Annotated in this window: 23 protein-coding genes and 1 pseudogene; 12 read left to right on the top strand and 12 right to left on the bottom strand. The window is 72.2% G+C overall.

Annotated elements, in window-relative coordinates; all coding sequences use genetic code 11:
* The first annotated feature begins 3 nt into the window (after positions 1 to 3).
* The gene (locus E3O41_RS01820) at positions 4 to 627 is read left to right on the top strand and encodes a restriction endonuclease subunit S domain-containing protein (protein WP_135011908.1); all 624 of its coding nucleotides are present in this window, start codon (positions 4 to 6) and stop codon (positions 625 to 627) included.
* A gap of 353 nt (positions 628 to 980) precedes the next feature.
* On the opposite strand, the gene E3O41_RS01815 is transcribed toward E3O41_RS01820, so the two are convergent.
* Positions 981 to 1,715 (bottom strand): VIT1/CCC1 transporter family protein, encoded by a 735-nt coding sequence (locus E3O41_RS01815; protein ID WP_067026751.1) that lies wholly within the window; start codon positions 1,713 to 1,715, stop codon positions 981 to 983.
* A gap of 518 nt (positions 1,716 to 2,233) precedes the next feature.
* A complete protein-coding gene (locus E3O41_RS01810) occupies positions 2,234 to 2,965 on the bottom strand; it encodes an SDR family NAD(P)-dependent oxidoreductase (protein ID WP_067026749.1) in 732 nt (243 codons plus the stop codon).
* A gap of 123 nt (positions 2,966 to 3,088) precedes the next feature.
* On the opposite strand from E3O41_RS01810, the gene E3O41_RS14070 reads away from it, so the two are divergent.
* Together E3O41_RS14070 and E3O41_RS01800 are read left to right on the top strand one after the other, a co-directional pair.
* Complete coding sequence (locus tag E3O41_RS14070) at positions 3,089 to 3,502, top strand: SRPBCC family protein (protein WP_158231526.1); 414 nt, start codon at positions 3,089 to 3,091, stop codon at positions 3,500 to 3,502.
* 74 nt (positions 3,503 to 3,576) lie between these two features.
* On the top strand, positions 3,577 to 4,455 hold the full coding sequence (locus E3O41_RS01800; RefSeq protein ID WP_067026748.1) for an alpha/beta fold hydrolase: 879 nt from the start codon (positions 3,577 to 3,579) through the stop codon (positions 4,453 to 4,455).
* A gap of 10 nt (positions 4,456 to 4,465) precedes the next feature.
* Here the strand turns inward: E3O41_RS01800 and E3O41_RS01795 are convergent, their stop codons facing one another.
* A complete protein-coding gene (locus tag E3O41_RS01795; protein ID WP_067026746.1) occupies positions 4,466 to 4,969 on the bottom strand; it encodes a MarR family winged helix-turn-helix transcriptional regulator in 504 nt (167 codons plus the stop codon).
* A gap of 87 nt (positions 4,970 to 5,056) precedes the next feature.
* Here E3O41_RS01795 and E3O41_RS01790 point away from each other — a divergent pair.
* Positions 5,057 to 5,948: pseudogene (locus tag E3O41_RS01790) on the top strand (NADP-dependent oxidoreductase).
* Between the two features lie 4 nt (positions 5,949 to 5,952).
* On the opposite strand, the gene E3O41_RS01785 reads toward E3O41_RS01790, so the two are convergent.
* Both E3O41_RS01785 and E3O41_RS01780 read right to left on the bottom strand, forming a co-directional pair.
* Positions 5,953 to 6,321 (bottom strand): glyoxalase superfamily protein, encoded by a 369-nt coding sequence (locus E3O41_RS01785; RefSeq protein ID WP_067026743.1) that lies wholly within the window; start codon positions 6,319 to 6,321, stop codon positions 5,953 to 5,955.
* A 61-nt stretch (positions 6,322 to 6,382) separates the two neighbouring features.
* Positions 6,383 to 7,291, bottom strand: coding sequence for an SDR family NAD(P)-dependent oxidoreductase (locus tag E3O41_RS01780; RefSeq protein WP_067026741.1), 909 nt, complete (start codon positions 7,289 to 7,291; stop codon positions 6,383 to 6,385).
* A gap of 81 nt (positions 7,292 to 7,372) precedes the next feature.
* Here E3O41_RS01780 and E3O41_RS01775 point away from each other — a divergent pair, with 81 nt between their 5' ends.
* Entirely contained in the window at positions 7,373 to 7,906 is a 534-nt protein-coding gene (locus E3O41_RS01775) for a TetR/AcrR family transcriptional regulator (RefSeq protein WP_067026739.1), read from the top strand.
* 230 nt (positions 7,907 to 8,136) lie between these two features.
* On the top strand, positions 8,137 to 9,138 hold the full coding sequence (gene corA, locus E3O41_RS01770) for a magnesium/cobalt transporter CorA (protein ID WP_067026737.1): 1,002 nt from the start codon (positions 8,137 to 8,139) through the stop codon (positions 9,136 to 9,138).
* 3 nt (positions 9,139 to 9,141) lie between these two features.
* Here the strand turns inward: corA and E3O41_RS01765 are convergent, their stop codons facing one another.
* The 5 genes from E3O41_RS01765 to E3O41_RS01745 form a co-directional block, all read right to left on the bottom strand.
* The gene (locus E3O41_RS01765) at positions 9,142 to 10,293 is read right to left on the bottom strand and encodes an ROK family transcriptional regulator (RefSeq protein WP_067026735.1); all 1,152 of its coding nucleotides are present in this window, start codon (positions 10,291 to 10,293) and stop codon (positions 9,142 to 9,144) included.
* 71 nt (positions 10,294 to 10,364) lie between these two features.
* The gene (locus E3O41_RS01760; protein WP_244927279.1) at positions 10,365 to 12,611 is read right to left on the bottom strand and encodes a beta-xylosidase/alpha-l-arabinosidase; all 2,247 of its coding nucleotides are present in this window, start codon (positions 12,609 to 12,611) and stop codon (positions 10,365 to 10,367) included.
* Positions 12,612 to 12,730: 119 nt separating this feature from the next.
* Positions 12,731 to 13,606, bottom strand: a complete 876-nt coding sequence (locus tag E3O41_RS01755) for a carbohydrate ABC transporter permease (RefSeq protein WP_135011904.1) — start codon at positions 13,604 to 13,606, stop codon at positions 12,731 to 12,733.
* Positions 13,603 to 14,643, bottom strand: a complete 1,041-nt coding sequence (locus tag E3O41_RS01750) for a carbohydrate ABC transporter permease (protein ID WP_135011902.1) — start codon at positions 14,641 to 14,643, stop codon at positions 13,603 to 13,605. The genes E3O41_RS01755 and E3O41_RS01750 overlap by 4 nt, the downstream gene beginning before the upstream one ends.
* Before the next feature lie 3 nt (positions 14,644 to 14,646).
* Positions 14,647 to 15,960: an ABC transporter substrate-binding protein gene (locus E3O41_RS01745; RefSeq protein ID WP_067026729.1), complete on the bottom strand. Its 1,314-nt coding sequence runs from the start codon at positions 15,958 to 15,960 to the stop codon at positions 14,647 to 14,649.
* A gap of 152 nt (positions 15,961 to 16,112) precedes the next feature.
* On the opposite strand from E3O41_RS01745, the gene E3O41_RS01740 reads away from it, so the two are divergent.
* The 6 genes from E3O41_RS01740 (at position 16,113) to E3O41_RS01715 (ending at position 22,486) form a co-directional block, all read left to right on the top strand.
* On the top strand, positions 16,113 to 17,132 hold the full coding sequence (locus tag E3O41_RS01740) for a LacI family DNA-binding transcriptional regulator (RefSeq protein ID WP_173849906.1): 1,020 nt from the start codon (positions 16,113 to 16,115) through the stop codon (positions 17,130 to 17,132).
* Position 17,133: 1 nt separating this feature from the next.
* On the top strand, positions 17,134 to 18,363 hold the full coding sequence (locus E3O41_RS01735) for an endo-1,4-beta-xylanase (protein WP_067026727.1): 1,230 nt from the start codon (positions 17,134 to 17,136) through the stop codon (positions 18,361 to 18,363).
* A 70-nt stretch (positions 18,364 to 18,433) separates the two neighbouring features.
* On the top strand, positions 18,434 to 19,624 hold the full coding sequence (gene xylA, locus E3O41_RS01730) for a xylose isomerase (protein ID WP_135011900.1): 1,191 nt from the start codon (positions 18,434 to 18,436) through the stop codon (positions 19,622 to 19,624).
* A 4-nt stretch (positions 19,625 to 19,628) separates the two neighbouring features.
* Positions 19,629 to 21,032 carry an FGGY family carbohydrate kinase gene (locus tag E3O41_RS01725; protein ID WP_067026723.1) on the top strand — a complete coding sequence of 468 codons (1,404 nt, stop codon included), beginning with the start codon at positions 19,629 to 19,631 and terminating at the stop codon, positions 21,030 to 21,032.
* Positions 21,029 to 22,045: an NAD(P)-dependent alcohol dehydrogenase gene (locus E3O41_RS01720; RefSeq protein WP_205631759.1), complete on the top strand. Its 1,017-nt coding sequence runs from the start codon at positions 21,029 to 21,031 to the stop codon at positions 22,043 to 22,045. Before E3O41_RS01725 ends, E3O41_RS01720 begins: the two co-directional genes overlap by 4 nt.
* Before the next feature lie 30 nt (positions 22,046 to 22,075).
* Positions 22,076 to 22,486 carry a VOC family protein gene (locus E3O41_RS01715; protein ID WP_067026721.1) on the top strand — a complete coding sequence of 137 codons (411 nt, stop codon included), beginning with the start codon at positions 22,076 to 22,078 and terminating at the stop codon, positions 22,484 to 22,486.
* Positions 22,487 to 22,490: 4 nt separating this feature from the next.
* On the opposite strand, the gene E3O41_RS01710 is transcribed toward E3O41_RS01715, so the two are convergent.
* Both E3O41_RS01710 and E3O41_RS01705 read right to left on the bottom strand, forming a co-directional pair.
* A complete protein-coding gene (locus E3O41_RS01710; protein ID WP_067026719.1) occupies positions 22,491 to 23,015 on the bottom strand; it encodes an acyl-CoA thioesterase in 525 nt (174 codons plus the stop codon).
* Between the two features lie 69 nt (positions 23,016 to 23,084).
* Entirely contained in the window at positions 23,085 to 23,813 is a 729-nt protein-coding gene (locus tag E3O41_RS01705) for a hypothetical protein (protein ID WP_067026717.1), read from the bottom strand.
* Positions 23,814 to 23,911 lie beyond the last annotated feature (98 nt).

The following is a 23,911-nucleotide window of genomic DNA, read 5'->3' as shown; positions in this document are numbered from 1 at the left end:
ACGATGGCTCACCCCGTCGCGGTCACGACGCCGCGGGCCCGAAAGACCACCACCCCGCGGGACTCCAGGCGCTTCAAGCGTCACTACAGCCAGTCAGGTACGCCCTACCGGAGCGCCTCTGAAATCTTCGACGTGAACCCACCAGTCACCAAGCGGATCTATCCGGCGCTGGTTCCGGATCCGGATCGTTACTATCTCACCCCCGGCGAGATGGTGATGGCCCGCTCGGGTCAGGTATACGGGCTGCTTGGTCGTGTTCGCATGATTCCGACTTCGATGGCCGGAGTCTTTGGTAGTGACGACCTGATCCGGATCGCGCTTGATGAGTCGCGTATTCCAGGCGGCTACCTCCAGACCTTCCTCTCCAACGAAACGTACGGTCGACTGTTGGTTGTCAGGAACGCCTCCGGCACGTCTATCCCGCACCTAGATCCAGTCGACATCCAGGAGGTCCCCGTGCCTCGGTTCGACGCGAGGTCTGAAGAAGCCATCTCCGACCTCGCGCTCAGAGGCAACGAGCTACTGGCGGACGCAGACGAACTGGAAACTCGTGCAATCGCTCGAGCAACGCAATTGGTCGCGAGAGAAGCTGGGCTCCATGGGCTGGCCGAGACGTTGCCGAACTAGATAGCAACACAAGACGGCGCTGCGTGCGCTGCAACGCGGACTCGAGGTCCTTCGCGCCGAACATGGCAGCTAAGAGTGCTGTCAGAGTGATATCACTCTGACAGTACATTGATACTCGCTCACCACGAGAAAGGGGCCCGCCAGCCGGCGGGCCCCTTTCCTGTCGCTTGCGATCACGTACCGGTGGAGGTTCTGGCTGGCGATAATGTTCTGCGCGAGCTTCAACACGTCAGGGGTCCTGACCGTCAGCGACCTCGGTCTGAGCACCCACCGATCCATCACCCATTCGCACGAGCGTTTCCCGACAGCCACCGCCGCCATAGTGAGGTCGGACCTTCCGCAACAGACACCCGCTATACAACGCCGGAGGCTCCGAGCAAGGCGCCGACGCCGTAGGTTGCGGCTAGGGCCAGGGCGCCGCCGATGACGACTCTGAGTGTAGCCCGCAGGCGGGAGCTACCGCCGATCGTCGCGGACAGAGTGCCCGTGATCGCCAGTGCGAGCAGCACGGCGACGAAGGTCACCGGGATGCGCCAGTCGGCGGGGGGTAGCAGGATGGCGAGCATCGGCAGGATGGCGCCGATCGTGAACGCTGCCGCGGATGCGGCCGCGGCATGCCACGGACTCACCACGTCGTCCTGATCGATGTTCAGCTCGATCGCAAGGTGCGCCGACAGTGCGTCGCGCTCGGTGAGCTCGACCGCCACCTGGCGGGCGGTGGTCTCGCTCAGCCCTTTGGCGCGGTAGAGGCCGGTGAGCTCGTCGAGCTCTTCCTCGGGCAACTCGCGCAGCTCGGCGCGTTCCTTCGCGATGAGGGCTTTCTCACTGTCGCTCTGGCTGCTGACCGAGACATACTCCCCGAGCGCCATCGAGATCGCACCCCCGACCAGGCCTGCGACGCCCGCGGTGAGGATGGGGCCGATCGCGCTCGTGGCGCCGGCAACGCCCACGACGATGGCGGCGACCGAGACGATACCGTCGTTGGCGCCCAGCACGCCGGCGCGCAGCCAGTTGAGACGCTGCGCGATGCCCCCGCGGTGGGGCTCGCCGGGGTGCAGCGCTGGTTCGGTGGTGCCATCGGTCGACATCCGCTCACTCAAGCACCGATGCCCGGCCGGCTCAACGTTGGTGAGGCTACGCATACCTGGAGGACGCGGCTAAGAAAGCTGCTCCCACACGTTGAAATATCGGAGCTTCCCCGATATTTCGCGGCGCGCACCGCGCGTTGCTCGGACTGCTCAGAATCGATCGATTCCGGCGCACGGGCCGGCGCTGCTGGTCAGCAGCGCAACACGGCGCGAACTTGAACAACCGAAACCGAATCACGTCGAAACGCGGGCAGTACCCTTTCGGCGCGACTGCAGGATCGAGCGAATGCGACGGCCGCCCGTGCCGGTCCTGTGCCGGGAACCCGGCTGAAACTACCCGGCAGCAGCCACGACCAACGAGAACAACATCCGCGGAATCACGCGGGAGTTGAGCACCAACGAGCACCCACCAGCCCGCGAAATGTAACTGAAAATCGTGAGGTCACGGGATCGACGCCCGTCGGAGCCACCACCTGAAACCCCCGGTTCGCCGGGGGTTTCGCGTTTCGCGGGAGCGCTCAGCGGCCGCCGGCCACCCGGATCGTCGTGCCCGTGACGTACGAGGCGTCCGACGAGAGCGCGAAGGCCACGACGCCGGCGACCTCCTCGGCCCGGCCGGCGCGCCCCAGGGGATGCGAGGCCGCGACGCGCGCCACGCGGCCGGCATCGCTCGCGTCGGCGTGGATGTCGGTGTCGATGGTGCCGGGCGCGACACCGACCACGCGGATGCCGCGATCCGCCGCCTCGATCGCGAGGCCCTTCGTGAGCGCGTCCACGCCCGCCTTCGCGGCGGCGTAGTGCACGTACTCCCCCGGCGAGCCGGTCGTCGCGGCACCCGAAGAGATGTTGACGAGCACGCCACCCTCCGCCAGTTCGGCGACCGCGCGGCGCGCGACGAGCACGGCGGAGGTCAGGTTGAGGTCGATGACGCGACGGATGACGTCGCTCGGTGTCTGGGTGAGAGGCCCGATGTGCAGGGTTGCGCCGGCGTTGTTGACGACGCCGGCGAGACGGCCGGCCTCGGCCGCCTCCCCGAAGAGCGCGTCGATGCCTTCGTCGCTGGTGAGGTCGGCGCGCACGAGTCGGCAGGACGCTCCGAGCGACTCGACCGCGGCGCGCATCCGGGTCGCGGCGTCCTCGTCGCGCGCATAGCCGAGGACGAGGTCGTGGCCTTCCGCGGCGAGGCGCCGCGCGACGGCGGCGCCGATGCCGCGGGTTCCACCGGTGATGAGCGTGAGAGGACGAGGCACCTCCCCACGCTAGCCGCGGCGCCCGTGGCACGAGCGGTTCTGCCCGCGCCTGCGCGCGCCCTCTGCCATGCCGCAGACTGTGGCCATGACAAGGTCCGCGATCGACGGCGCACGGGGGAGATCGTGACGGGTGACGGCGTGCGGGTCTCGTTGCGGATCGAGGCGGGTACGGAGGCGGTGTGGCACGCGCTCACCGTCGGGCGGTCCGTGTGGTGGCCCGACATGGTGTTCGAGGCCGCCGCCGGAGCGCCCCTCATCGAGACGTGGATCGAGGACGGCGAGCGGCGGGAGGCGTCGGGAACCGTGACGGCGGCGGAGCGGCCCCGGTTGCTGGCGTTCGACTGGCGGCAGCCCGAGTGGCGCGGCAGCACGCACGTGTCGATCGATCTGGCCGAGGACGGGGCCGCGACCGAGGTCGCGATCACCGAGACGGGGTTCGCGGACGCCGGCACCCCGGCCGCCCTCGCCGCCGAGCACGCGGACGGCTGGCGCTTTCACCTCGGGCGGCTGCGCGACGCCTGCCTCGGCGAGGCCTGACGACGGCAGCACCGATCGCGGGTGCCGTCGGGGCGGCGACCGGCCCGCACCGGATCTCGGGCGAGAATGGCGGCGTGTTCGAGGGGTTCACGGAGGAGATGATCGATGTCGGCGAGGCGTCGATCCTGACAAGGCACCGCGCGGGCGAGGGCGCGCCGGTGCTTCTGCTGCACGGGCACCCGCGAACGTCGGCGATGTGGCACCGCGTCGCGCCGCTGCTGGCCGAGGCGGGACTGCCCGTCGTGTGCGCCGACCTGCGAGGCTACGGGCGATCGATCGGTCCGGAGCCCACGCCGGATCACGCCTCCCATTCCAAGCGCGCCGTCGCGAACGACATGCTCGGTGTGATGCGGGCGCTCGGGTACGAGCGGTTCGCCCTCGCGGGCCACGATCGCGGAAGCTATGTCGCCCTTCGCCTGGCGCTCGACCACCCCGAGGCGGTGGCCCGCGTGAGCCTGCTGGATTGCCTGCCGATCAGCGAGCACCTGGACCGGGCCGACGCGCGCTTCGCCACGGCGTGGTGGCACTGGTTCTTCTTCGCGCAGCCCGAGATCCCGGAGCGGGTCATCAACGCCGATCCCGAGGCCTGGTATCACGCGGATCCGGAGAGCATGGGTGCGGAGAACCACGCCGAATGGCTCGCGTGCATCCGGCGCCCCGCGGTGGTGCGGGCGATGCTCGAGGATTACCGCGCGGGCCTGACCGTCGACGCCGAGGCCGAGCGCGCCGATCGCCGGGCGGGCCGGCGCCTGAGGATGCCCGTGCAGGTGCTGTGGTCGCTGCGCGACGACCTCGAGGATCTGTATGGCGATCCGCTGCGGATCTGGCGATCGTGGGCGGACGACCTCCGCGGCCACGGCATCGAGTCGGGCCATCACATGGCGGAGGAGGCCCCCGAGGGCCTCGCCGCAGCGCTCCTCGAGTTCGCCCGCGAGACCGCCCCTGGGAGCTGAGGCGGGCGCGCTACGACCCGGCGGGCTCGGGCTGCGCGGCGTGGGCGTCGAGGCACTCGGGACGGATCCGCTGGAGGATCCGCGCCGAGACCCGGGCGAGCGCGGCGATGTCCTCGTCCGGCGCGTCCTCGAAGACGAGCTCGCGCACGGAGGCACCGTACGCGCCGTCCGCGGCGGAGACCACCGCGGCGCCGGCGTCGGTGAGACGGGCCAGGGTGTAGCGGCCGTCGTAGGGGTCCGGTTCCCGGCTGACGAGCTCGCGCTTCTCGAGCCGCGCCACGATGCGGGAGAGGTGGGACTGCGTCACGCTCGTCGTGTTGGCCAGTCGCGTCATGTGCAGCGCGCCGCCCTCGGCGCGCGCGAGCCAGCGGAGCACCTGATACTCCGCGTGGCTGAGACCCGCCACCTGCGCGAGGTTCGCGTCCATCGTCGTGGGCAGCCAGGTCGTCACGCCGACGAGCAGCGACCATGCCTGTTCCTGCGAGCCACTGAGGCCTTCGGAACGGTTCGACATGGGCACCATCCTAGCGATCATTTGACACGGAAACTATCTCGCTCTAGGTTACTTTCCGTGTCAAATGATTCCGTGAACGAGTCGACCATGCGCGCCGCAACCTACCGAGCCTTCGGCGGACCGGAGGTGCTCGCCGTCGAGGAGCTCCCCGCGCCCCATGCCACGCCCGGGACGGTCCGCATCGCGACGATCGCCGTGAGCATCAACCCCATCGACTGGCTGCTTCGCGCCGGTCGCCTCGAGGGGGTCCTCCCCGTGACCTTCCCCGCGATCCCCGGTCGCGACGCGGTCGGCGTCGTCGACGAGGTGGGCGAGGGGGTGACGGACACGGCGATCGGCGACCTCGTGTTCGGCCTCACCGGCGTGACCGGCGCGACGGCCGAGCGCACCGTGCTGTCGGCGTGGGCGCACGTGCCGGAGACGTGGACGATGCCCGAGGCCGCGGCCGCCGGCCTGGCCTCCGCGACCGCGGTGCCCGCCCTCGCGGCACTCGGCGACCTCGACGGCAGGACCCTCCTCATCGACGGCGCGGCCGGGGGCGTCGGCACGGCCGCCGCCGCGATCGCCGTCAGCCGCGGCGCCCGGGCGATCGGCACGGCGAGCGAGCGCAACCACGGCTTCCTCGCCTCGATCAACGTCACGCCCGTGACGTACGGCCCGGGTCTGACCGATCGCGTCGGAGGGCATCGACCTCGCCCTCGACGCGGCGGGGGCCGGGACGCTGCCCGAACTCGTGGCCCTGGCGGGTTCCGCCGACCGCGTCGTCACCGTCGCGGACGGCGCCGGTGCCCGTGACCTCGGCGTGCGCCTCGTCAACGCCGCCAATGTCTCGGCGTCGCTCGCCGTGACGGCGCAGCTCGGCGCCGCGGGCGGGTACACGCCGCGGGTCGCCGCGACGTTCGCCCTCGACGACGTGGCGCGCGCCCACGAGCGCGCCGAGAGCCGGTCGGGCAAGGTCGCGATCACCGTCGCCGCATAATCGCCTACCGCGGCACGAGCTGCTGGAGCACCCAGCGGTTGCCGTCGGGGTCGGCGAACGTGACGAAGCGGCCCCAGGGCTGCTCGTCCACGCCGTCGGCCTCGACGCCGCGCTCACGCAGGTATGCCAGCGCGGCATCCGCATCGTCGACCACGACCTGCACGTTGCGCATGCTGCCCGGGGCGTCCTCCGCGATGCCCTCGCCGAACGCGATCGAGCAGGCCGAGCCGGGCGGCGTGACCTGCACGAAGCGCAGCGACTCGTTCACGCGCCGGTCGTGATCGACGTTCCACCCGAGCGTCTCGCCGTAGAACGCGACGGCGCGATCGGTGTCGGAGACGGGCACGAAGATGAGCTCGATTCGGAAGTCCATGGGGTCCTCGCTTCTCTCACGGCCGACCGTACGCCCGGCCACCGACATCCGCGACGCCCGCTTAGAGCGGCGGCTCCACACCGGCGAGTGCGTGGAGCTCCTGCCACACGTGCTCGGCAAGCTCCGGGGCCGGCTCGGCGGTGCGGGGGTTGAGCGGCACCGCGACCGGGCGGCCGCGCAGACCACCCTCGGGACCGTAGTACTCGCCGCCGCGAGCCTCGGGGTCGGCCAGGGCACGGACGCCCGACCACGCGGCCGCGTCCTTGCCCTGCGCCCAGGGCGTGAAGGGGTTGGCGCGGTACGGGGTGGCGGCGTCGCGGATGCCCTCGCGCTCGGGCGTCTTGGCGTCGACGCCCACGCCCGGGCGGGTGACGATCGAGGCCGCGGGCAGCTCCCGCGCGCGCAGGCGGCGCTCGAGCTCGAAGGCGTACACCTCGGTCAGCGCCTTGGCCTTGGTGTATGCACCCACGCCCGAGCGCGGGACGCGGCGCACGTCGCGCACGTCGGGCCTGAAGCGCTGCACGAAGCCCGTCGAGGCGTGGACGAACCGCACCGGGCGGTCGGCGAGCACGGGGAGCATACGGGCGATGAGCGCGACGTTCGCGACGGTGTGCGCGCCGAGCAGCAGCGGCAGGCCGTCGCGGGTGAGCGCGCGGATCGAGAACTCCATCGGGCCGCCGTTGAGGAAGATGCCGTCCAGCGGCAGCTCCCCCAGGCGGTCGGCCGCGTCGGCCACGGACGCGAGCGACGTGAGGTCGAGCGTCACCGCGCGGGTGACGGCGCGCGGCGCGTGCGCGCGGATCGCGCGGGCGGCGGTCTCGAGCTTGCCCGCCGATCGCGAGACGAGCACGACGTCGGCTCCGGCGGCCGCGAGCTGCTCGGCGGCGAAGTAGCCGATGCCTCCCGTCGCTCCGGTGACGGCATAGGTGCGCCCGCCCAGGTCGGGCAGGCGTTCGGGATTCCACGGCACGGTGACTCCTTAAACGGATCGGTTATCCGCTTCACCGTAGCACACAAACGGATACGGAATCCGGATCGGTATGATGATCGCATGAGCTCGCTTCGATCGGACGCCGCACGTTCCCGGCAGCAGATCCTCCGCGCCGCCCGCGGCCGCGCGATCGACGACCTGCGCTTCAACGAGCTGGCGCGCGAGGCCGGCGTCGGGGTCGGCACCGTCTACCGGCACTTCCCGAACATGCCCGCGCTCGTCGAGGCGCTCAATCACGACGCGCTCGAGCTGCTCGTCGAGCGCGCCCGCGCCGCGCTCGACGCGACCGACCCCGCTGCCGCACTCGACGCGTTCGTGCGCGAGGCCGTGCAGCTGCAGGTGGAGCGCGACGGCCTGCAGTCGGTGCTGCTCTCCCCCGACGCCTCGCCCGATGCCCGCGCGCTGCGCGACGAGCTGATGCCGCTCGTGCAGCGGATCCTCGACCGGGCCGCCGAGGCGGGCGCCCTGCGCACCGGGATCAGCGTGGACCAGCTGCAGCGCCTGGTGTGCGGCGTGGAGCACGCGGTGCGGCTCGGCGGCGGCCGCGACCGGGATCTGTTCCTCGGCGTGGTGCTGGCGGGGTTGCGGCCCTGACGCATCGCGGAGCGCCCGGGCTAGGATCGCTCCGGGCCGATGCGCGGCCCACGGACGGAAGGGCGGTGAGGGCTATGGCCGGCGATAGTAGCGGCGCCGCCCGAGCATCGCGCTCCGTCGCGTGCGTCGCGCGCTGACGCGCTCACCGCACGCCTCGCTTTCTCGGGCGGCGTCTCCCGACCCCGGAGACCCGCAGCCATCGCGGCTGCACCCGACGAAACGAGATACCCATGCCCCTGATCGACAACGGCGTGTACGTCGCCGGCCGGCGCCTCGAGACGCCCCACAGCCTCGACGAGACCTACGAGCTGATGCGCGAGCACGGCGGGATGGCGTGGATCGGCCTGTATCGACCCAGCACCCAGGAGATCGAGTCGGTCGCCGCCGAGTTCAACCTGCACCCGCTCGCCGTCGAGGACGCGCTCAACGGCCACCAGCGCTCGAAGGTGGAGCGCTACGGCGACACCCTCTTCGTCGTCCTGCGCCCGGCGCGCTACCGGGACCGCGAGGAGACCGTCGAGTTCGGCGAGCTGCACGTGTTCGTCGGGCCGGACTTCGTCGTGACCATCCGCCACGCCGAGTCGCCCGACCTCGGCGCGGTGCGCCGGCGCATGGAGCAGAACCCCGAGCTGCTGGCGATGGGCCCTGAGGCGGTGCTCTACGCGGTGCTCGACGAGGTCGTCGACGAGTACGAGCCCGTGGTGGCGGGCCTCGAGAACGACATCGACGAGATCGAGGATCAGCTGTTCGGCGACAGCGACGACGACGCCCTCTCCCGCCGCATCTACGAGCTCTCGCGCGAGGTCATCCACTTCCAGCGGGCCGTGCAGCCGCTGCGCGACATGCTGGAGTTCCTGCAGCGCGGATCGGTGAAGTACAGCGTCGATGTGGAGCTGCAGCGGTCGCTGCGCGACGTGCTCGACCACACGATCCGCGTCGACGAGCGGATCTCGGCGTTCCGCGCGATCCTCGACAACGCGCTCACGGTGCACTCCGCGCTGGTCACCCGTCGCCAGACCGAGACGAGCCTCGCGCAGAACGACGAGATCAAGAAGATCTCGTCGTGGGCGGCGATCATCTTCGCCCCGACGCTGATCGGCACGGTGTACGGGATGAACTTCACGCACATGCCCGAGCTCGCCTGGCCGTTCGCCTATCCGCTGGCGCTCGGCGCGATGGTCGTGTTCGTCATCACGCTGTACTCGATCTTCAAGTACAAGAAGTGGCTCTGACGCTCACCCCAGCGGATCGGCGAGCAGCGGCGCGAAGGCGGCCTCGGCCGCGCCGATGAGCAGGCGATCGGCGCCGAGGGCGGCGGCGCGGATGTCGAGGTTCTCGCCCGGGGCAGCGAGCGCCTGCGCGCGCACGGCGGCGAGGAGCCCCTCCGGGTCGCGGTCGCGGAGCATCGCGAGGAAGCCGCCCAGCACGATCACCGACGGGTTCAGCACGTTCACGGCGTTGGCGAGGCTGGCGGAGAGCACCGCGCGCTGGCGCTCGATCTCGGCCGCGACGGCCGGGTCGGACGCGGCCGCGAGCGCGTCGGCGAGCGCGTCGTCGTCGGCCTGGGGCAGGCCCACGGCCTGGAGCAGCCGCGCGCGGTTGACCTCGTCCTCGAGCAGGCCGCCGTCGGCGCGGTTCTGGCCCCACTCGCCCGCGTAACCGTCGGCGCCGCCGATCGCCAGGCCGTGCAGGATGAGCCCGCCGCCGATGCCCGAGGCGCCGCCGTTGAGGTAGATGACGTCGGCGTGATCGCGCGCGGCGCCGAAGAGGTGCTCGGCGCGGGCGCCGAGCGACGCGTCGTTGCCGACCGCGAACGGCAGTTCCGTGGCGTCGGCCAGCCGGGCGCCCACGTTCTCGTCGCGCCAGCCGAGGTGGGGAGCGAGCCGCACGACCCCGTCCGACGCGCGCACGAGTCCGGGCACGGCCGCGGCGCCGCCCACGATCCTCGCGCGCCGCAGCGGGCCCGAGCGCCAGGTGTCCACGATCCGCGCCACGGCCGACGCGACGTCGTCCACGCCCACGTCGCCGGCGGCGGCCTCGCGCACGCGCACCCGCACGCGACCCCCGAGCGTCACCGCGCCCACCTCGAGCGCGTCGACCTCGGGGTTGACGGCGATCGCCACGACCGCGTCGCTGGGCGCGACGATCGGCGACGGCCGCCCCACGCGGCGCGTGGGATCCGGATCGCGCTCCTCCACGAGGCCGGCGGCGGCGAGCGTGCCGACGAGGTCCGACACGGTCGACCGGTTCAGGCCGGTCTCGGCGGTGATCACGGCACGCGAGCGGGGGCCCTCGTGGTGCACGAGGCGCAGCACCTCACCGAGGTTGCTGCGACGCACGCCCTCGACGCCCGTCGCCGCGGGGCGCACCGATCTCGTCGTCGCCATCCTGGAAATCTATCGCCGCCGGGCGGCACCCACCGCGCACGCCCACCGCGCGGCGGCGCGGGCGGCGGCCGTCACGCGACGCTCACGTCGACGACGCGCGGGTCGTCGACGCTGACCTCGTGCACGTCGCCGGTCAGGGTCACGACGGCGCGCGGCGTCGCCTCGGTCTCGGCGTCGCGGCCGAGCCACACCTCCACCGTGCCGGGCTCGACGACCCGCCGCAGGCCGCGGCCGGTGAACGCGAAGCGCCGCGCCGGCACGTCGAAGCTCACGCGGCGCGACTGCCCCGGCGCGAGCTCCACGCGCGCATACGCCAGCAGCTGCGCGACCGGCCGCGTGACCGACGCCACGGGATCGCGCCCATACAGCTGCACGACCTCGGCGCCCGCGACGGCGCCCGTGTTCGTCAGGGTGACGCTCGCCGTGAAGCGCCCGTCGGTCGCGGCCGTGTCGTCCACGCGCAGGTCGTCGTAGGCGAACGCGGCGTACGACAGGCCGAAGCCGAACGGCCGCACCGGGGTCGGATCGGTCTTCGTGATCTCCGACGGCCCGCCCAGCACCGGCCGGAGGTATCCGTAGGGCTGCGCGCCCGCCGAGCGCGGCAGGCTCACCGGCAGCCGGCCCGACGGCGACGTGTGGCCGAGGATCACCGAGGCGATCGCCGTGCCGCCCTCCTCGCCCGGGAAGAACGCCTGCAGCATGGCGCCCGGGCGCGGGCCGTCGCCGTCGAGCGCCCAGCCCAGGGCGTACGGGCGGCCGGTGAGCAGCACCATCACCACGGGCGTGCCGGTGGCCACGACGGCCTCGACGAGCTCGCGCTGCACGCCGGGCAGCTCGAGCGACTCCGCGTCGTTGCCCTCGCCCACCGTGCCCCGGCCGAACAGGCCGGCGTGATCGCCCACGACCACCACCGCGACGTCGGCGCCCGCGGCCGCCGCGACCGCCTGCGCGAAGCCGCTGCGGTCGTCGCCCTCCACGTCGCAGCCGCGGGCGTACCCGATCTCGGTCTCCGGCAGCGCCCGCTCCAGCGCCTCGCGCACCGTGGGGATCTCGAAGCCGAGCTCGTGCTCGGGGTGATGCGCGAGCACGTGATTGGCGAACGAGTAGCACCCCTGCAGCGCCTCCGCGCGATCGGCGTTCGGGCCGATGACGGCCACCCGCCCCGCCGTCGCCGCCAGCGGCAGCAGCCCCTCGTTCGACAGCAGCACGATCGACTCCGCCGCCAGGCGCCGCGCGATGTCGCGGTGCCGCGGCCCGTCGAGCTCGACCGCCGCGGGCGGCTCATCCTCGTACGCCTCGGCGTCGAGCAGGCCCAGCGCCTCCTTCTGCGCGAGCACGCGCAGCACGGCGCGATCCACGAACGTCTCGTCGAGCCGGCCGGTGCGCACCTGCTCGCGCAACGGCTCGAGGTAGGCGTCGCCCGTGGGCAGCTCCACGTCGATGCCGGCCCGCAGCGCCAGCGCGCCCGCCTCGCCCCGATCGGCGGCGACGCCGTGCATGGTCTCGAGGAACGCGACCGAGAAGTAATCGGCCGTGACCACGCCGTCGAAGCCGAGCTCCTCGCGCAGCAGCGTGGTCAGCAGCGCCGGATCCGACGCCACCGGCACCCCGTCGATCTCGGCGTAGCTGTTCATGACCGAGCGCACGCCGCCGTCGCGGATCGCCATCTCGAACGGCGGCAGGAACACGTCGCGCACCTCGCGGGCGCCGGCGTGCACGGGGGCGTGGTTGCGGCCCGCGCGGGAGCCCGAGTACGCGAGGAAGTGCTTGAGCGTCGCGTGGATCCCGGCGCGCTGCAGCCCGCGCACGTACGCCGTGCCGATGGTGCCGACGACGTACGGGTCCTCCGCGATGCACTCGTCGACGCGGCCCCAGCGGGGATCGCGCACGACGTCGAGCACGGGCGCGAGGCCCTGGTGGATGCCGAGCTCGCGCATCGACGCCCCCACCGCCTCGCCCATCTCGGCCACCAGCTCGGGGTCGAACGAGGCGCCCCAGGCCAGGGGCGTGGGGAACGTGGCGGCCTTCCACGCCGCCAGGCCGGTCAGGCACTCCTCGTGCACGATCGCCGGGATGCCCAGCCGCGTCTCGCGCTTGAGCCGCCGCTGCTCCTGCCACAGCCAGGCCGCGCGCTCCGCGGGCTCCACCGGTCGCGTGCCGTAGACCCGCGTGTAGTGGCCGATCCCGTCGCGCGTGATGTCGGCGAACGATCGGCCGTCGCCGGCGGTGCTCATCTCGTCGGCCATCGGCGCGACGACCTCGCCGCCCTGGTCGAGCCAGTAGCCCACCAGCTGCGCGGTCTTCTCCTCCAGCGTCATGCGCTGCAGCAGGGCGCGCACACGGTCGGACACCCCGGCCGGGAAGGCGGGGATGTCGGGGGCGTCGGTCACGGGCTCCTCCTCGGGGAACGGCTCGGCGGCGGTGGTGGACAGGGTGCTCATCCCTTCACCGCCCCCTGCAGGCCGTTGACGATCCGCTTCTGCATGGCCAGGAAGAACACCAGCGCGGGGATCATCGCGAGGGTCGTGAAGGCGAACACGCCCGCGGTGTCGGCGGAGTGCTCCGACGAGAAGTCCGCGACGCCGAGCGGCAGGGTCTTCATGTCGCTCTGGAGCAGCAGCAGCGGCAACAGGTACGAGTTCCACGATCCGACGAAGGCGAGCACGCCGACCGTGACCATGCCCGGGCCGGACAGCGGGATGAGGATCCGCCAGAAGAAGCCGATCCGGCTGGTGCCGTCGAGCATCGACGCCTCCTCCAGCTCCTGCGGCAGCGCCATGAGGAACGGGCGCAGGATCACCACCGTCATCGGCAGCGCGAACGCCGCCTGCGGCAGCGCGACGCCCCACCAGGTGTTGCCCATGCCGAAGTTCTGGGTGATGAGGATGAACAGCGGCACGATCGCCACCGTCGCCGGGAACAGCAGGCCGATCACGAAGACCATGAACAGCGCCTCGCGCCCGCGGAACCGGTATCGGGCCAGCGGATAGGCGGCCATGATCCCGAACACCACGACGATCGCGGTGGTGATGAGGGCGACGACGGCGGAGTTGACGGCGTAGCGCCAGAACGGGGAGTCCGGCGCGAGCACGCCCGCGTAGTTGTCGAGCACCCACGGGTCGGGAAGGCCCGCCGGGCTCTGCGCGATCTGCGCGTTGGTGCGGAACCCGCCCAGCACGCCGTACACGACGGGGCCGAGGGTCACCGCGACCACGACGAGCGCGATGCCGTACACGAGCACGCCGGTGCCCGAGAACCGGCCGCGGCGGCGCGGCGCGCCCTGCGGCACGATGAGGGTGCGCGTCTCGCTCATGCTCGTGCTCCCTTCCGGGCGGGTCGGATCCGATCGTCGTCGCGCGTGTCGCGGCTGAGGATGAGGCGCTGGTAGAGCAGGGCGAGCACCAGCGCGACCACGAACAGCACCACCGAGGCGGCGCCCGCGATGCCGAAGTTCTGGCTGCGCGTGCCCTGGTCGATGAGGAACGTCGCCATGGTCGTCGTCGCATTCGCGGGGCCGCCGCGCGTGAGGATCCACACCATGTCGAACAGCTGCAGCGAGCCGATCATCGACAGGAAGCCCCACGTGCGCATGGTGGGCCCGAGCAGCGGGATCGTGATGCGCCGCTGCACCTGCCACCACGAGGCGCCGTCCAGCTGCGCGGCCTCGTAGAGCTCCTCGGGCACGCCCTGCAGTCCGGCGAGGAACAGGATCACGGCCAGACCGAGGTACTTCCAGGTGAGCACGACGAGCACGGTCCCGAGCGCGAGCTCGGGCGTGCCGAGGAAGCCCTGCGGCGGACCGGCCACGCCGATCGCCTGCAGGATCGTGTCGATCACGCCGTACTGCGGCTGCAGCAGCTGGAACCACACGACGCCCGCGATCACCTCGGCCAGCACGTACGGCACGAAGATGATCGTGCGCAGCAGACCCTGGCCCCACATGCGGCGGTTCAGCAGCAGGGCGATCGCGAGCCCGAGCGGCAGCTGCAGGATGATCGAGCCCACGACGATGATCAGGTTGTGGACGAGCGCGTCGGTGAAGACCTTGCTCGTGAGCACGGCGAGGTAGTTCGCCAGCCCGACGAAGTCGACCATGGGGCCGAAGCCGCGCCAGCGGAACAGCGACATCTGCACCGCGGTGATGATCGGCCAGACCACGAACACCGCGAACAGGATGAGCGCGGGCGTCACGAAGAACGCGATCTCGCCCCGCTTGCGCCACTGCGCCGCGCTCGTCCGCCGCCGGCCCGGGGCGTCCGCCGCGGGGCCCGAAGGCCCCACCGCGGACGCGCCCGGACGAGCGACCGTGTCGGACGCAGCGGAGGCGGTCAGGCTCACCTCGCTGGTCATGGATCAGCCCATCGCGGAGGCGGACTCGAGCGCCTCGACGATGTCCTCCGGTCCCGCCTGCCCCGCGAACATCAGCGCGATCGCGTCATTCAGCGCGTTGCCGACGGACTGGCCCAGGCGCGTGTCGAGGTACAGCTGCGTCTTGCCGCCGCCGTCGCGCACGGGGATCAGCTGGGCCAGGGTCTCGTTCGCGAGCGAGTCGGTGGCCGCCGGGTTGGTCGGCAGACCCATGTCGAGCTCGGCGAAGCCGATCTGCACCTCGTCCGAGAGCAGGTACTCCGCGAACTCCACCGCAATGTCCGGGGCGCCGGTCGAGACCGACCAGGCGTCACCGCCACCCATCTGATCGTCGGGAGCGCCGCCCTGGCCGTCGAAGGTCGGGTAGGCGAACCAGCCCAGGAACGGCGGCACCTCGCCGTTCTCGGTGAGGCCGCCGGCGACGCCCGGCTCCCAGTGACCGGCCAGCTCCATGCCGACCTTGCCGGTCGCCAGCAGACCCGAGGCCGAGGTGGGCCCGGACTGCGCCGGCGTGCTGAGGAAGCCCGCGTTGAACGGCTCGAGCGCGAGGGTCTCCTCCAGATGCTCGCCGGCGGTGAGGAAGCACTCGTCGGAGTAGTCGCCGCTCTCGATCGCGGCCTCGACGACGTCGTACTCGCACTCGCGGACGACGTTGTAGTACCAGTAGTGCGCGGCGGGCCACTTGTCGCCGGCACCCACCGCGATCGGCGCCGTGCCGGCGGCCTTGAGCTTGTCGACGTAGCCGGTGAACTCCTCCCACGTGGGGTTGGGCGACACCTCGTCGATGCCGGCCGCCGCGAAGAGGTCCTTGTTGTACCAGAAGCCGACGATGCCGATCGAGTACGGCAGCGCGTACACCTTGTCGTCGACGGTGTACTGCTCGGTGAACGACTCGATCGTCGAGATCGTGTCGGCCGCGTCCTCGGTGAGGTCCCGGACGACGCCGCCCTCGACCTCGGACTTGAGCTCGCCGCCGCCGCGGCTCATGTACACGTCGGGGATCTGCGCCGCGTCGCCGCCCTGGAAGGCCGCCTGCAGCTTGGTCAGCATGTCCTCGTGCTGCATGGCCTCGACCTGCACGGTCACGCCCTCGTGCGCGGCCTCGAAGTCCGCGGCGACCTGGTCGTAGTACTCCTTGCCCTCGCCGGTGTTCGAGTTGTGCCACCAGACGATCGTGTTCTCGTCGCCCGAGCCGCCGTTGGTGTTGCCCGTGTTGCCCGCGCCGGCGCAGCCGGTGAGTGCGAGACCGGCGCTCAGCGTGACCGCGGCCGCCGCCAGCCATGACCTGCGAACGTTCATGAGATTGCTCCTCTTCGTTGAGTGCGACGCGCCGCCCGGCGCGGGATTCGCCGAGCCCTCCGTGGGGCGTCTCGGTCGAGATTGTCACCGGCCCCAACAAATGTCAATCGTTATCGATAACGTTTTCGCGAATCGTGACTAAGCTGGCCGCCATGACCGAGACCGCGATCACACGACGCCCCTCCTCGCGGGTGACGATCCGGGACGTCGCGCGCGCCGCGGGGGTCTCGGTCGCGACCGTCTCGAAGGTGATCAACGGGCGCGACGGGATCGCCGACGCGACCAGCGCCCGCGTCCTGGGCGTGGTCGCCGAGCTCGGCTACGAGAGCTCGCTCATCGCCACCTCGATGCGGCGGCGGCGCACCAACGTGATCGGCGTGCTCGTCGCCGAGTTCGAGCCGTTCGCGCTGCAGCTGCTGCGCGGCGTCTCGTCGGCGCTGCAGGGCACGGACTACGACATCCTGGCGTACGCCGGAAGCGTGTCGGCCGGCGACCACTCGGGCTGGGAGCGGCGGTCGCTGTCGCGGCTGGGCGGCACGCTCATCGACGGCGCGATCATCGTGACGCCGACGGTGGCGCTGCCCGAGACGTCGGTCGCGACGGTGGCGATCGACCCGCACGCCGGCCCGGCCGGGCCGGCCACCGTCGACACCGACAACCTCGGCGGCGCCCGGGCGGCCACCGAGCACCTCATCGCGCAGGGCCATCGCCGCATCGCGCACATCCGCGGCCGCGTCGATCTCGAGTCGGCCCGGCAGCGCGAGCAGGGCTACCGCCAGGCGCTCGAGGCGGCGGGGCTCCCCTTCGACCCGGCGCTCGTCGTCGACGGTGCGTACCGGGCGGCCACGTCGACCCCCGCCGCGACCGCGCTCCTCGAGCTGCCCGAGCCGCCCACCGCGGTGTTCGCGGCCAACGACCTCTCCGCGATCGAGGCGATCCGCGTGGCGCGGACGCACGGGCTGCGCGTGCCCGACGATCTCTCGGTGGTCGGCTTCGACGACATCCCCGAGGCCGTGTCGGCCGACCTCACGACCGTGCGCCAGCCGCTGCACGAGATGGGCGCGGCCGCCGTGCGCATCCTGCTCGAGATGCTCGGCGGCTCGGGCCCCGAGCACATCCGCATGCCCGCCGAGATCGTCGTGCGCGGCTCGACCGCCCCGCCCCGAGGCTGACATGACCCTCGCACACCGCCACGGCAGCGTCGTCGTCACGGTCATCGGCGACGACGGCTCGCCGCTCGCGCACCACGACGTACGGGTCGAACAGATCCGGCACGCCTTCGGCTTCGGCAACATCGGGTTCGACCTCATCCCGCACGCCAACGGCGAGGCCGACGAGCGGGCGCTCGCCGATGCCTGGCTCGCGCTGTTCGACACCGCGACGCTGCCGTTCTACTGGGGCGACTTCGAGCCGGAGCGCGGTCGGCCCGACACCGCGCGGCTGCTCACCGCCGCGCGCTGGTTCGCCGAGCGCGGCGTGCGGCTGAAGGGGCATCCGCTCGTCTGGCACACCGTCAAGGCACGCTGGCTCGATCCGTTGCCGAGCGACGAGGTCGAGCGGGTGATCCGCGATCGCATCACCCGCGAGGTGCGCGACTTCGCCGGCGTGATCGACACCTGGGACGCGATCAACGAGGTCGCGATCATGCCGGTGTTCGAGAACGAGCCCGACGGGGTGCCCAACGCCGTCTCGCGCCTGGCACGCGAGCGGGGTCGGACCGCGATGGTCCGCCTCGCGTTCGAGACCGCCCGCGCGGCGCGGCCGTCGGCGACGCTGCTGATCAACGACTTCGACCTCTCGGAGCGCTACGAGCGGGTCATCGAGGACGCCCTCGCCGCGGGCATCGCGATCGACGCGATCGGGCTGCAGACGCACATGCACCAGGGCTTCCGCGGCGTCGAGTGGCTGCGTGAGAAGGCCGACCGGTTCGCGCGGTTCGGGCTGCCGCTGCACTTCACCGAGGTCAGCCTCGTCTCCGGCGCCCTCATGCCACCCGAGATCGACGATCTCAACGACTACGTCGTGGACTCCTGGCCCTCCACGCCCGAGGGCGAGCAGCGCCAGGCCGACGAGCTCGAGGCCCTGTACCGGGCGCTCACGGAGCACCCGGCGGTCCAGGCGATCACCTACTGGGGCCTGAGCGATCGCGGCGCGTGGCTGGGCGCGCCGATCGGCCTGCTCCGCGCGGACGGCAGCCCCAAGCCCTCGTACGAGCGGCTGCGATCCCTCATCCGCGGCGAGTGGTGGACCCCGGCCACGACGCTCCGCACCGACGCGGCCGGCCGGATCCGGGTCGCGGGCTGGCGCGGCCGCTACCGGGTGTCGGCGGGGGCGGCGATCGCGGAGTTCGACGTCGACGAGCCCGAGGGCGGGCGCACGATCGCGCTGGCCGCGCCCCATTGATCCCACCCGCGGCGACTGATAGGTTGTCGCTCACAACATTTCATCGACGATGCTGAAAGAGGTCTTCCCCATGTCGATCACCCCCACCAAGGCCGATCGCTTCTCGTTCGGTCTGTGGACCGTCGGATACAACGGCACCGACCCGTTCGGCGGCCCCACCCGGCCCGCGCTCGACGTGGTGCACGTCGTCGAGAAGCTCGCCGAGCTCGGCGCCTACGGCCTCACCTTCCACGACGACGACCTGTTCGCGTTCGGATCGACCGACGCCGAGCGCCAGACGCAGATCGACCGCCTGAAGCAGGCGATGGCCGACACCGGCATCGTCGTGCCGATGGTCACGACCAACCTCTTCAGCGCGCCCGTGTTCAAGGACGGCGGCTTCACCTCGAACGACCGGCAGGTGCGCCGCTTCGCGCTGCGCAAGGTGCTGCGCAACATCGACCTGGCCGCCGAGCTCGGCGCCAAGACCTTCGTGATGTGGGGTGGCCGCGAGGGCGCCGAGTACGACTCGGCCAAGGACATCCAGGCCGCGCTCGCCCGCTACAAGGAGGCCGTCGACCTGCTCGGCCAGTACGTGGTCGACAAGGGCTACGACCTGCGCTTCGCGATCGAGCCGAAGCCCAACGAGCCGCGCGGCGACATCCTGCTGCCCACGCTCGGCCACGCGATCGCCTTCATCAACTCGCTCGAGCGCCCCGAGATGGTGGGCCTGAACCCCGAGGTCGGGCACGAGCAGATGGCGGGCCTGAACTTCGCCGCCGGCATCGCCCAGGCGCTGTACCACGGCAAGCTGTTCCACATCGACCTCAACGGCCAGCGGGGCATCAAGTACGACCAGGACCTCGTGTTCGGCCACGGCGACCTGCACAACGCCTTCGCGCTCGTCGACCTGCTCGAGCACGGCGCGCCGGGTGGCGGCCCCGCCTACGACGGCCCCCGTCACTTCGACTACAAGCCGAGCCGCACCGAGGACGAGCAGGGCATCTGGGACTCGGTCTCGGCCAACATGCGCACGTACCTGCTGCTCAAGGAGCGGGCCGACGCCTTCCGCGCCGACCCCGAGGTGCAGGAGGCGCTCCGGGCCGCGAAGGTCGATGAGCTGCGCACGCCCACGCTGAACGAGGGCGAGTCGTACGACGACCTACTGGCCGACCGCTCGGCCTTCGAGGACTTCGACGCCGCCGCCTACCTCGGCGGCCACGGCTTCGGCTTCGTGCGCCTGCAGCAGCTCGCCACCGAGCACCTGCTCGGCGCCCGCTGATCCCATGACGCTCGTCGCGGGGATCGATTCCTCGACCCAGAGCTGCAAGGTCGTCATCCGCGATCTCGACACCGGCGCCATCGTGCGCACGGGTCGCGCGTCGCATCCCGACGGCACCGAGGTCGATCCCGCGTTCTGGTGGGAGGCGATGACCGCGGCGATCGCCGAGGCCGGGGGGCTCGGCGACGTCGCGGCCGTCGCGATCGGCGGCCAGCAGCACGGCATGGTGGCGCTCGACGCGGAGGGCCGGGTGATCCGCCCGGCCCTGCTGTGGAACGACACCCGGTCCGCCGCCGCGGCGAGCGTGCTGACGGACGAGGTCGGTGCGGCGGAGTATGTGCGCCGCACCGGCCTCGTGCCGGTGGCCTCGTTCACCGCGACGAAGCTGCGCTGGCTCGCCGACGCCGAGCCCGCGGGTGCCGCGCGCATCGCGGCGGTGGCGCTCCCCCACGACTGGCTCACATGGCGGCTGCGGGGCTACGGGCCCGAAACGGAGCTCGGGCCCGTCCTGGAAGAGCTCGTCACGGACCGGTCGGAGGCCAGCGGCACCGCGTACTTCGACCCCGTGTCGGGCGCGTACGACCGCGAGCTGCTCTCGCTCGCCCTGCGGCGCGACGCGAGCGACGTGGTGCTGCCCCGCGTGCTGCCGCCCGACGGCTGGGTGGAGGGGCCGGGCGGCCTGCGCGTCGCGGCGGGCGCCGGCGACAACGCCGCCGCCGCCCTGGGGCTCGGCGCCGCCACGGGCGACGTCGTCGTGTCGATCGGCACCTCGGGCACCGTCACGGCGGTCACCGACGTGCCGATCCGCGACGAGACCGGCACGGTCGCGGGCTTCGCGGACGCGGCGGGCGGCTTCCTGCCGATCGTCACCACGATCAACGCCGCCCGGGTGCTCGACGCCACCGCCAGCCTGCTCGGGGTGGATCACGCGGAGTTCGCGCGCCTCGCCCTGGCGGCTTCGCCGGGCGCGGACGGGCTCGTGCTGCAGCCGTGGTTCGAGGGCGAGCGCACCCCGAACCGACCCGACGCCACGGCCACGCTGTTCGGCATGACCCTCGCGTCCACCACCCGCGAGAACCTGGCACGCGCGGCGATCGAGGGGGTGCTCTGCGGGCTCGCGGAGGGCCTCGACGCGGTGCTCTCGCTGGGGGTGCAGGCCGAGCGCGTCCTGCTGATCGGCGGCGCCGCGCAGAGCGAGGCCGTCGCCACGATCGCGACGCAGGTGTTCGACGTGCCGGTGGCCCGGCCCGAGCCCGGCGAGTACGTCGCGCTCGGCGCCGCGGCGCAGGCCGCGTGGGCCCTCACCGGGCAGCGCCCGGCCTGGCCCGTCGCGCTCCTCGCCGAGCCCGTCGGCGACCCGCGCCCGGTCATCCGCGAGCAGTACGCCGCGCGGCGGGAGCAGGCGTGACGAACCTCGCGGCCGTCATGACCGAGATCGGCCGGATCGACGTCCGGGACGTGCCCGATCCGGTGCCGGGCGCCCGCGAGGCGGTCGTGCGGATCGAGGCGGTCGGCGTGTGCGGATCCGACACGGCGTACTTCACGGCGGGACGGATCGGCGACTGGGTGGTCGAGGGCCCGATGATCCTCGGGCACGAGACCGCCGGCGAGGTGATCGCCGTCGGCCCCGACGTCACGCGCGTGCGGGTGGGCGACCGCGTCGCCATCGAGCCGGGCACCCCCTGCCGGGACTGCGAGGACTGCCGCGCCGGCCGCTACCACCTGTGCCGCGACCTGGCGTTCCTCGCGACGCCGCCGTACGACGGCGCGCTCGTGCAGCGCCTGGCCATCGACGAGCGCAACCTGTTCCCCGTGCCCGACACGATGTCGTTCGAGGAGGCGGCGATGTGCGAGCCGCTGTCGGTCGGCATCTGGGCCTGCCGCCGCGCCGAGCTCGCGCCCGGTGACCGCGTGCGCGTGACCGGCGCGGGGCCCGTCGGCATCCTCGCCGCGCAGGTCGCCCGCGCGCTCGGCGCCGCCGACGTCGTGCTCAGCGACGTCTCCGACTTCCGGCTCGAGGTCGCGCGGCGCCTCGGGTTCGCGACCGAGCGCGTCGGCGACGTCCCCGACGGCCCGGGCCACGAGGACGCCGACGTGCTGCTGGAGTGCTCCGGCGCCCCGGGAGCCCTGGCCTCCGGCCTGTGGCGCCTGCGCAACGGCGGCCGGGCGGCGATGGTCGGGCTGCCGAAGCACGACGTGGAGCTGCCGCTGTCGCGCCTGAACGTGAAGGAGGTCCGGCTCTCCCTCGTGCACCGCTACGCCCACACGTGGCCCACCGCGATCGCGCTGATCTCCTCCGGCCGCGTCGACGCCGCGTCGATCGTGACGCACCGCTTCCCGCTCGCCGAGACCGCCACCGCGCTCACCCTGGGCTCGCACACCCCCGATTCGCTCAAGGCGATCATCCTCCCCGCCGCCTGAGGTGGTCGGCGCCGCCGCTACCCTGGCCGCATGCCGCTCTTCGATCACCTCGGAATCACCGTCGACGACCTGGAACGCGCCGCGGAGCAGTTCGGCCCCGTGCTCGCCGCCCTCGGGATGGAACGGGAGCCGGGAGAGGCGGAGGGCGGGATCGCCTGGTACAAGGAGGGCGAGACCGAGCTGATCCTCTACCGCGCCCGCGAGGACGGCCCCGCCCCGCACCGGCACGGGCGCGTGGGCTGGCAGCACCTCGCGTTCGCCGTGGACTCGCGCGCCGAGGTCGACCGGCTCCACGACATCGCCCTGGCGGCGGGGTGGACGGCCGTGCGCGATCCGAAGATCTACCCGCGCTTCTCGCCGCGCTACTACGCCTCGTTCGTCGAGGACGCCAGCGGGATCCGCATCGAGTTCATGCACAACCCGCCGCGCGAGGCCGACTGAGCACTCAGCCCTGGGAGTGCGAGATCCGGGTCGCGGCGGCCCAGCCGTCGACCCAGTGCGGCAGCTCGAGATCGGGCGCGCCGCCGGCGAGGGCGATGAGCTCCGACGGGTCGACGGTGCCGCCGCCCTTGCGCAGGAACCGCGCCTGCACCACGGCCCGCGCGACGACCTTGCCGCCGCGGTGGAACTCCTGGTGCATGTACACGTGGCGGTCGTCGAAGCCCAGCATGCGCGTGGCCAGATCGAAGCGCTGCCACAGCGTGAGCGAGCGCTTGTAGCTGATCGTCTGGGCGGTGACGACGGGATACCAGCCGCGATCCGTGATCGTCTTCCAGAAGCCCGAGCGCAGCATCAGGTCCATGCGGCCGAGGTCGAGCAGCGCCAGGTAGCGGGCGTTGTTCATGTGCATGAGCACGTCGAGATCGGTCGGCACCACGGTGAACGGCGTGCGCACCTCATCCCACAGGCTCACCCTGGGCGCGCGGACGCGGCGCAGGTACAGGAGCATCAGCCGGACGTACAGGTTCACGCGGGCCAGTGAACCAGCACGCGGCCGGTGGCGCACAGCCCTTTGTGGGCGGACGCCAATCCCGCGCCGTCAGGCGGAGGGCGCGGCGGCCGCGGCCGACACCTCAGCGGGCTCCCGCGGGCGCTGCGGCGGGACCGTCGCCACGACCGTCACGATCGCCGCCGCCGCGGTCCACGCCGCCACGACCGTCTCGCTCCACCGAGTGGTGTCGTACGAGACCTCCCAGAACAGCGGCGCGATCGTGAGCGATCCGACGAGATACCCCCACAGGGTGGTGGGGATGATCAGCAGCGCGACCGTCATCCAGCCGCGAGAGGTGCGGGCCAGCACGATCGCCAGCACGATGAGCGCGACCAGTCCCGCGGTCGCGAGGCGGGTCATGAAGCCCATGCCGTCGCCGTCGGCCATCGGCGACGGCACGCCCAGCCGGCCCGACCACGCGGAGTGGACCCCGACGTAGACGAACGGCGCGGCCGCCACGATCGCCGCCACGATCCCCAGCCACCGCAGGCGCCGGGCGGCGAGCGGCAGTGCGAGGATCGCGGGCACCATGAGCAGGTACCCGATGCCGAACAGCAGCGCCGTGTCGCCGATCGGCTCCCACGGGTCGCTCGGGGCGATGTAGTCGAACCGGTGGTCCTCGACCCAGGCGCTGTCGCGATCCCAGCTGTTCCAGGCGACGATCCAGCGCTCGAACGAGGCCCAGAACTGGATCACCGACGACGCGGCGAGCAGCAGCGCGATCGTCCCGCCGAGCCACAGCGGCCGCCGCTCGGTCGGCTCCTCGTGGTCCACCATGCGTGCCCTTCCCTGCGGCTGACAGCCGAACCCTAGCGCCGCGAGGGGGCGCCGCCATAGCGCGGGGGTGACGGATCGATCGCGCTCCCCGGGCAGGC

This window comes from Microbacterium sediminis, from assembly GCF_004564075.1.
Lineage (GTDB): Bacteria > Actinomycetota > Actinomycetes > Actinomycetales > Microbacteriaceae > Microbacterium > Microbacterium sediminis.
This window is presented reverse-complemented; position numbering and strand designations above follow the sequence as displayed.

Bases quoted from the DNA above. Each gene is read 5' to 3' on its own strand.
- E3O41_RS01820 (WP_135011908.1), top strand. From the start codon at position 4: ATGGCTCACCCCGTCGCGGTCACGACGCCGCGGGCCCGAAAGACCACC.
- E3O41_RS01815 (WP_067026751.1), bottom strand. From the start codon at position 1,715: ATGTCGACCGATGGCACCACCGAACCAGCGCTGCACCCCGGCGAGCCC.
- E3O41_RS01795 (WP_067026746.1), bottom strand. From the start codon at position 4,969: ATGTCGAACCGTTCCGAAGGCCTCAGTGGCTCGCAGGAACAGGCATGG.
- E3O41_RS01785 (WP_067026743.1), bottom strand. From the start codon at position 6,321: ATGGACTTCCGAATCGAGCTCATCTTCGTGCCCGTCTCCGACACCGAT.
- E3O41_RS01775 (WP_067026739.1), top strand. From the start codon at position 7,373: ATGAGCTCGCTTCGATCGGACGCCGCACGTTCCCGGCAGCAGATCCTC.
- corA (WP_067026737.1), top strand. From the start codon at position 8,137: ATGCCCCTGATCGACAACGGCGTGTACGTCGCCGGCCGGCGCCTCGAG.
- E3O41_RS01765 (WP_067026735.1), bottom strand. From the start codon at position 10,293: ATGGCGACGACGAGATCGGTGCGCCCCGCGGCGACGGGCGTCGAGGGC.
- E3O41_RS01760 (WP_244927279.1), bottom strand. From the start codon at position 12,611: ATGACGCTGGAGGAGAAGACCGCGCAGCTGGTGGGCTACTGGCTCGAC.
- E3O41_RS01755 (WP_135011904.1), bottom strand. From the start codon at position 13,606: ATGAGCGAGACGCGCACCCTCATCGTGCCGCAGGGCGCGCCGCGCCGC.
- E3O41_RS01750 (WP_135011902.1), bottom strand. From the start codon at position 14,643: ATGACCAGCGAGGTGAGCCTGACCGCCTCCGCTGCGTCCGACACGGTC.
- E3O41_RS01745 (WP_067026729.1), bottom strand. From the start codon at position 15,960: ATGAACGTTCGCAGGTCATGGCTGGCGGCGGCCGCGGTCACGCTGAGC.
- E3O41_RS01740 (WP_173849906.1), top strand. From the start codon at position 16,113: ATGACCGAGACCGCGATCACACGACGCCCCTCCTCGCGGGTGACGATC.
- E3O41_RS01735 (WP_067026727.1), top strand. From the start codon at position 17,134: ATGACCCTCGCACACCGCCACGGCAGCGTCGTCGTCACGGTCATCGGC.
- xylA (WP_135011900.1), top strand. From the start codon at position 18,434: ATGTCGATCACCCCCACCAAGGCCGATCGCTTCTCGTTCGGTCTGTGG.
- E3O41_RS01725 (WP_067026723.1), top strand. From the start codon at position 19,629: ATGACGCTCGTCGCGGGGATCGATTCCTCGACCCAGAGCTGCAAGGTC.
- E3O41_RS01715 (WP_067026721.1), top strand. From the start codon at position 22,076: ATGCCGCTCTTCGATCACCTCGGAATCACCGTCGACGACCTGGAACGC.
- E3O41_RS01705 (WP_067026717.1), bottom strand. From the start codon at position 23,813: ATGGTGGACCACGAGGAGCCGACCGAGCGGCGGCCGCTGTGGCTCGGC.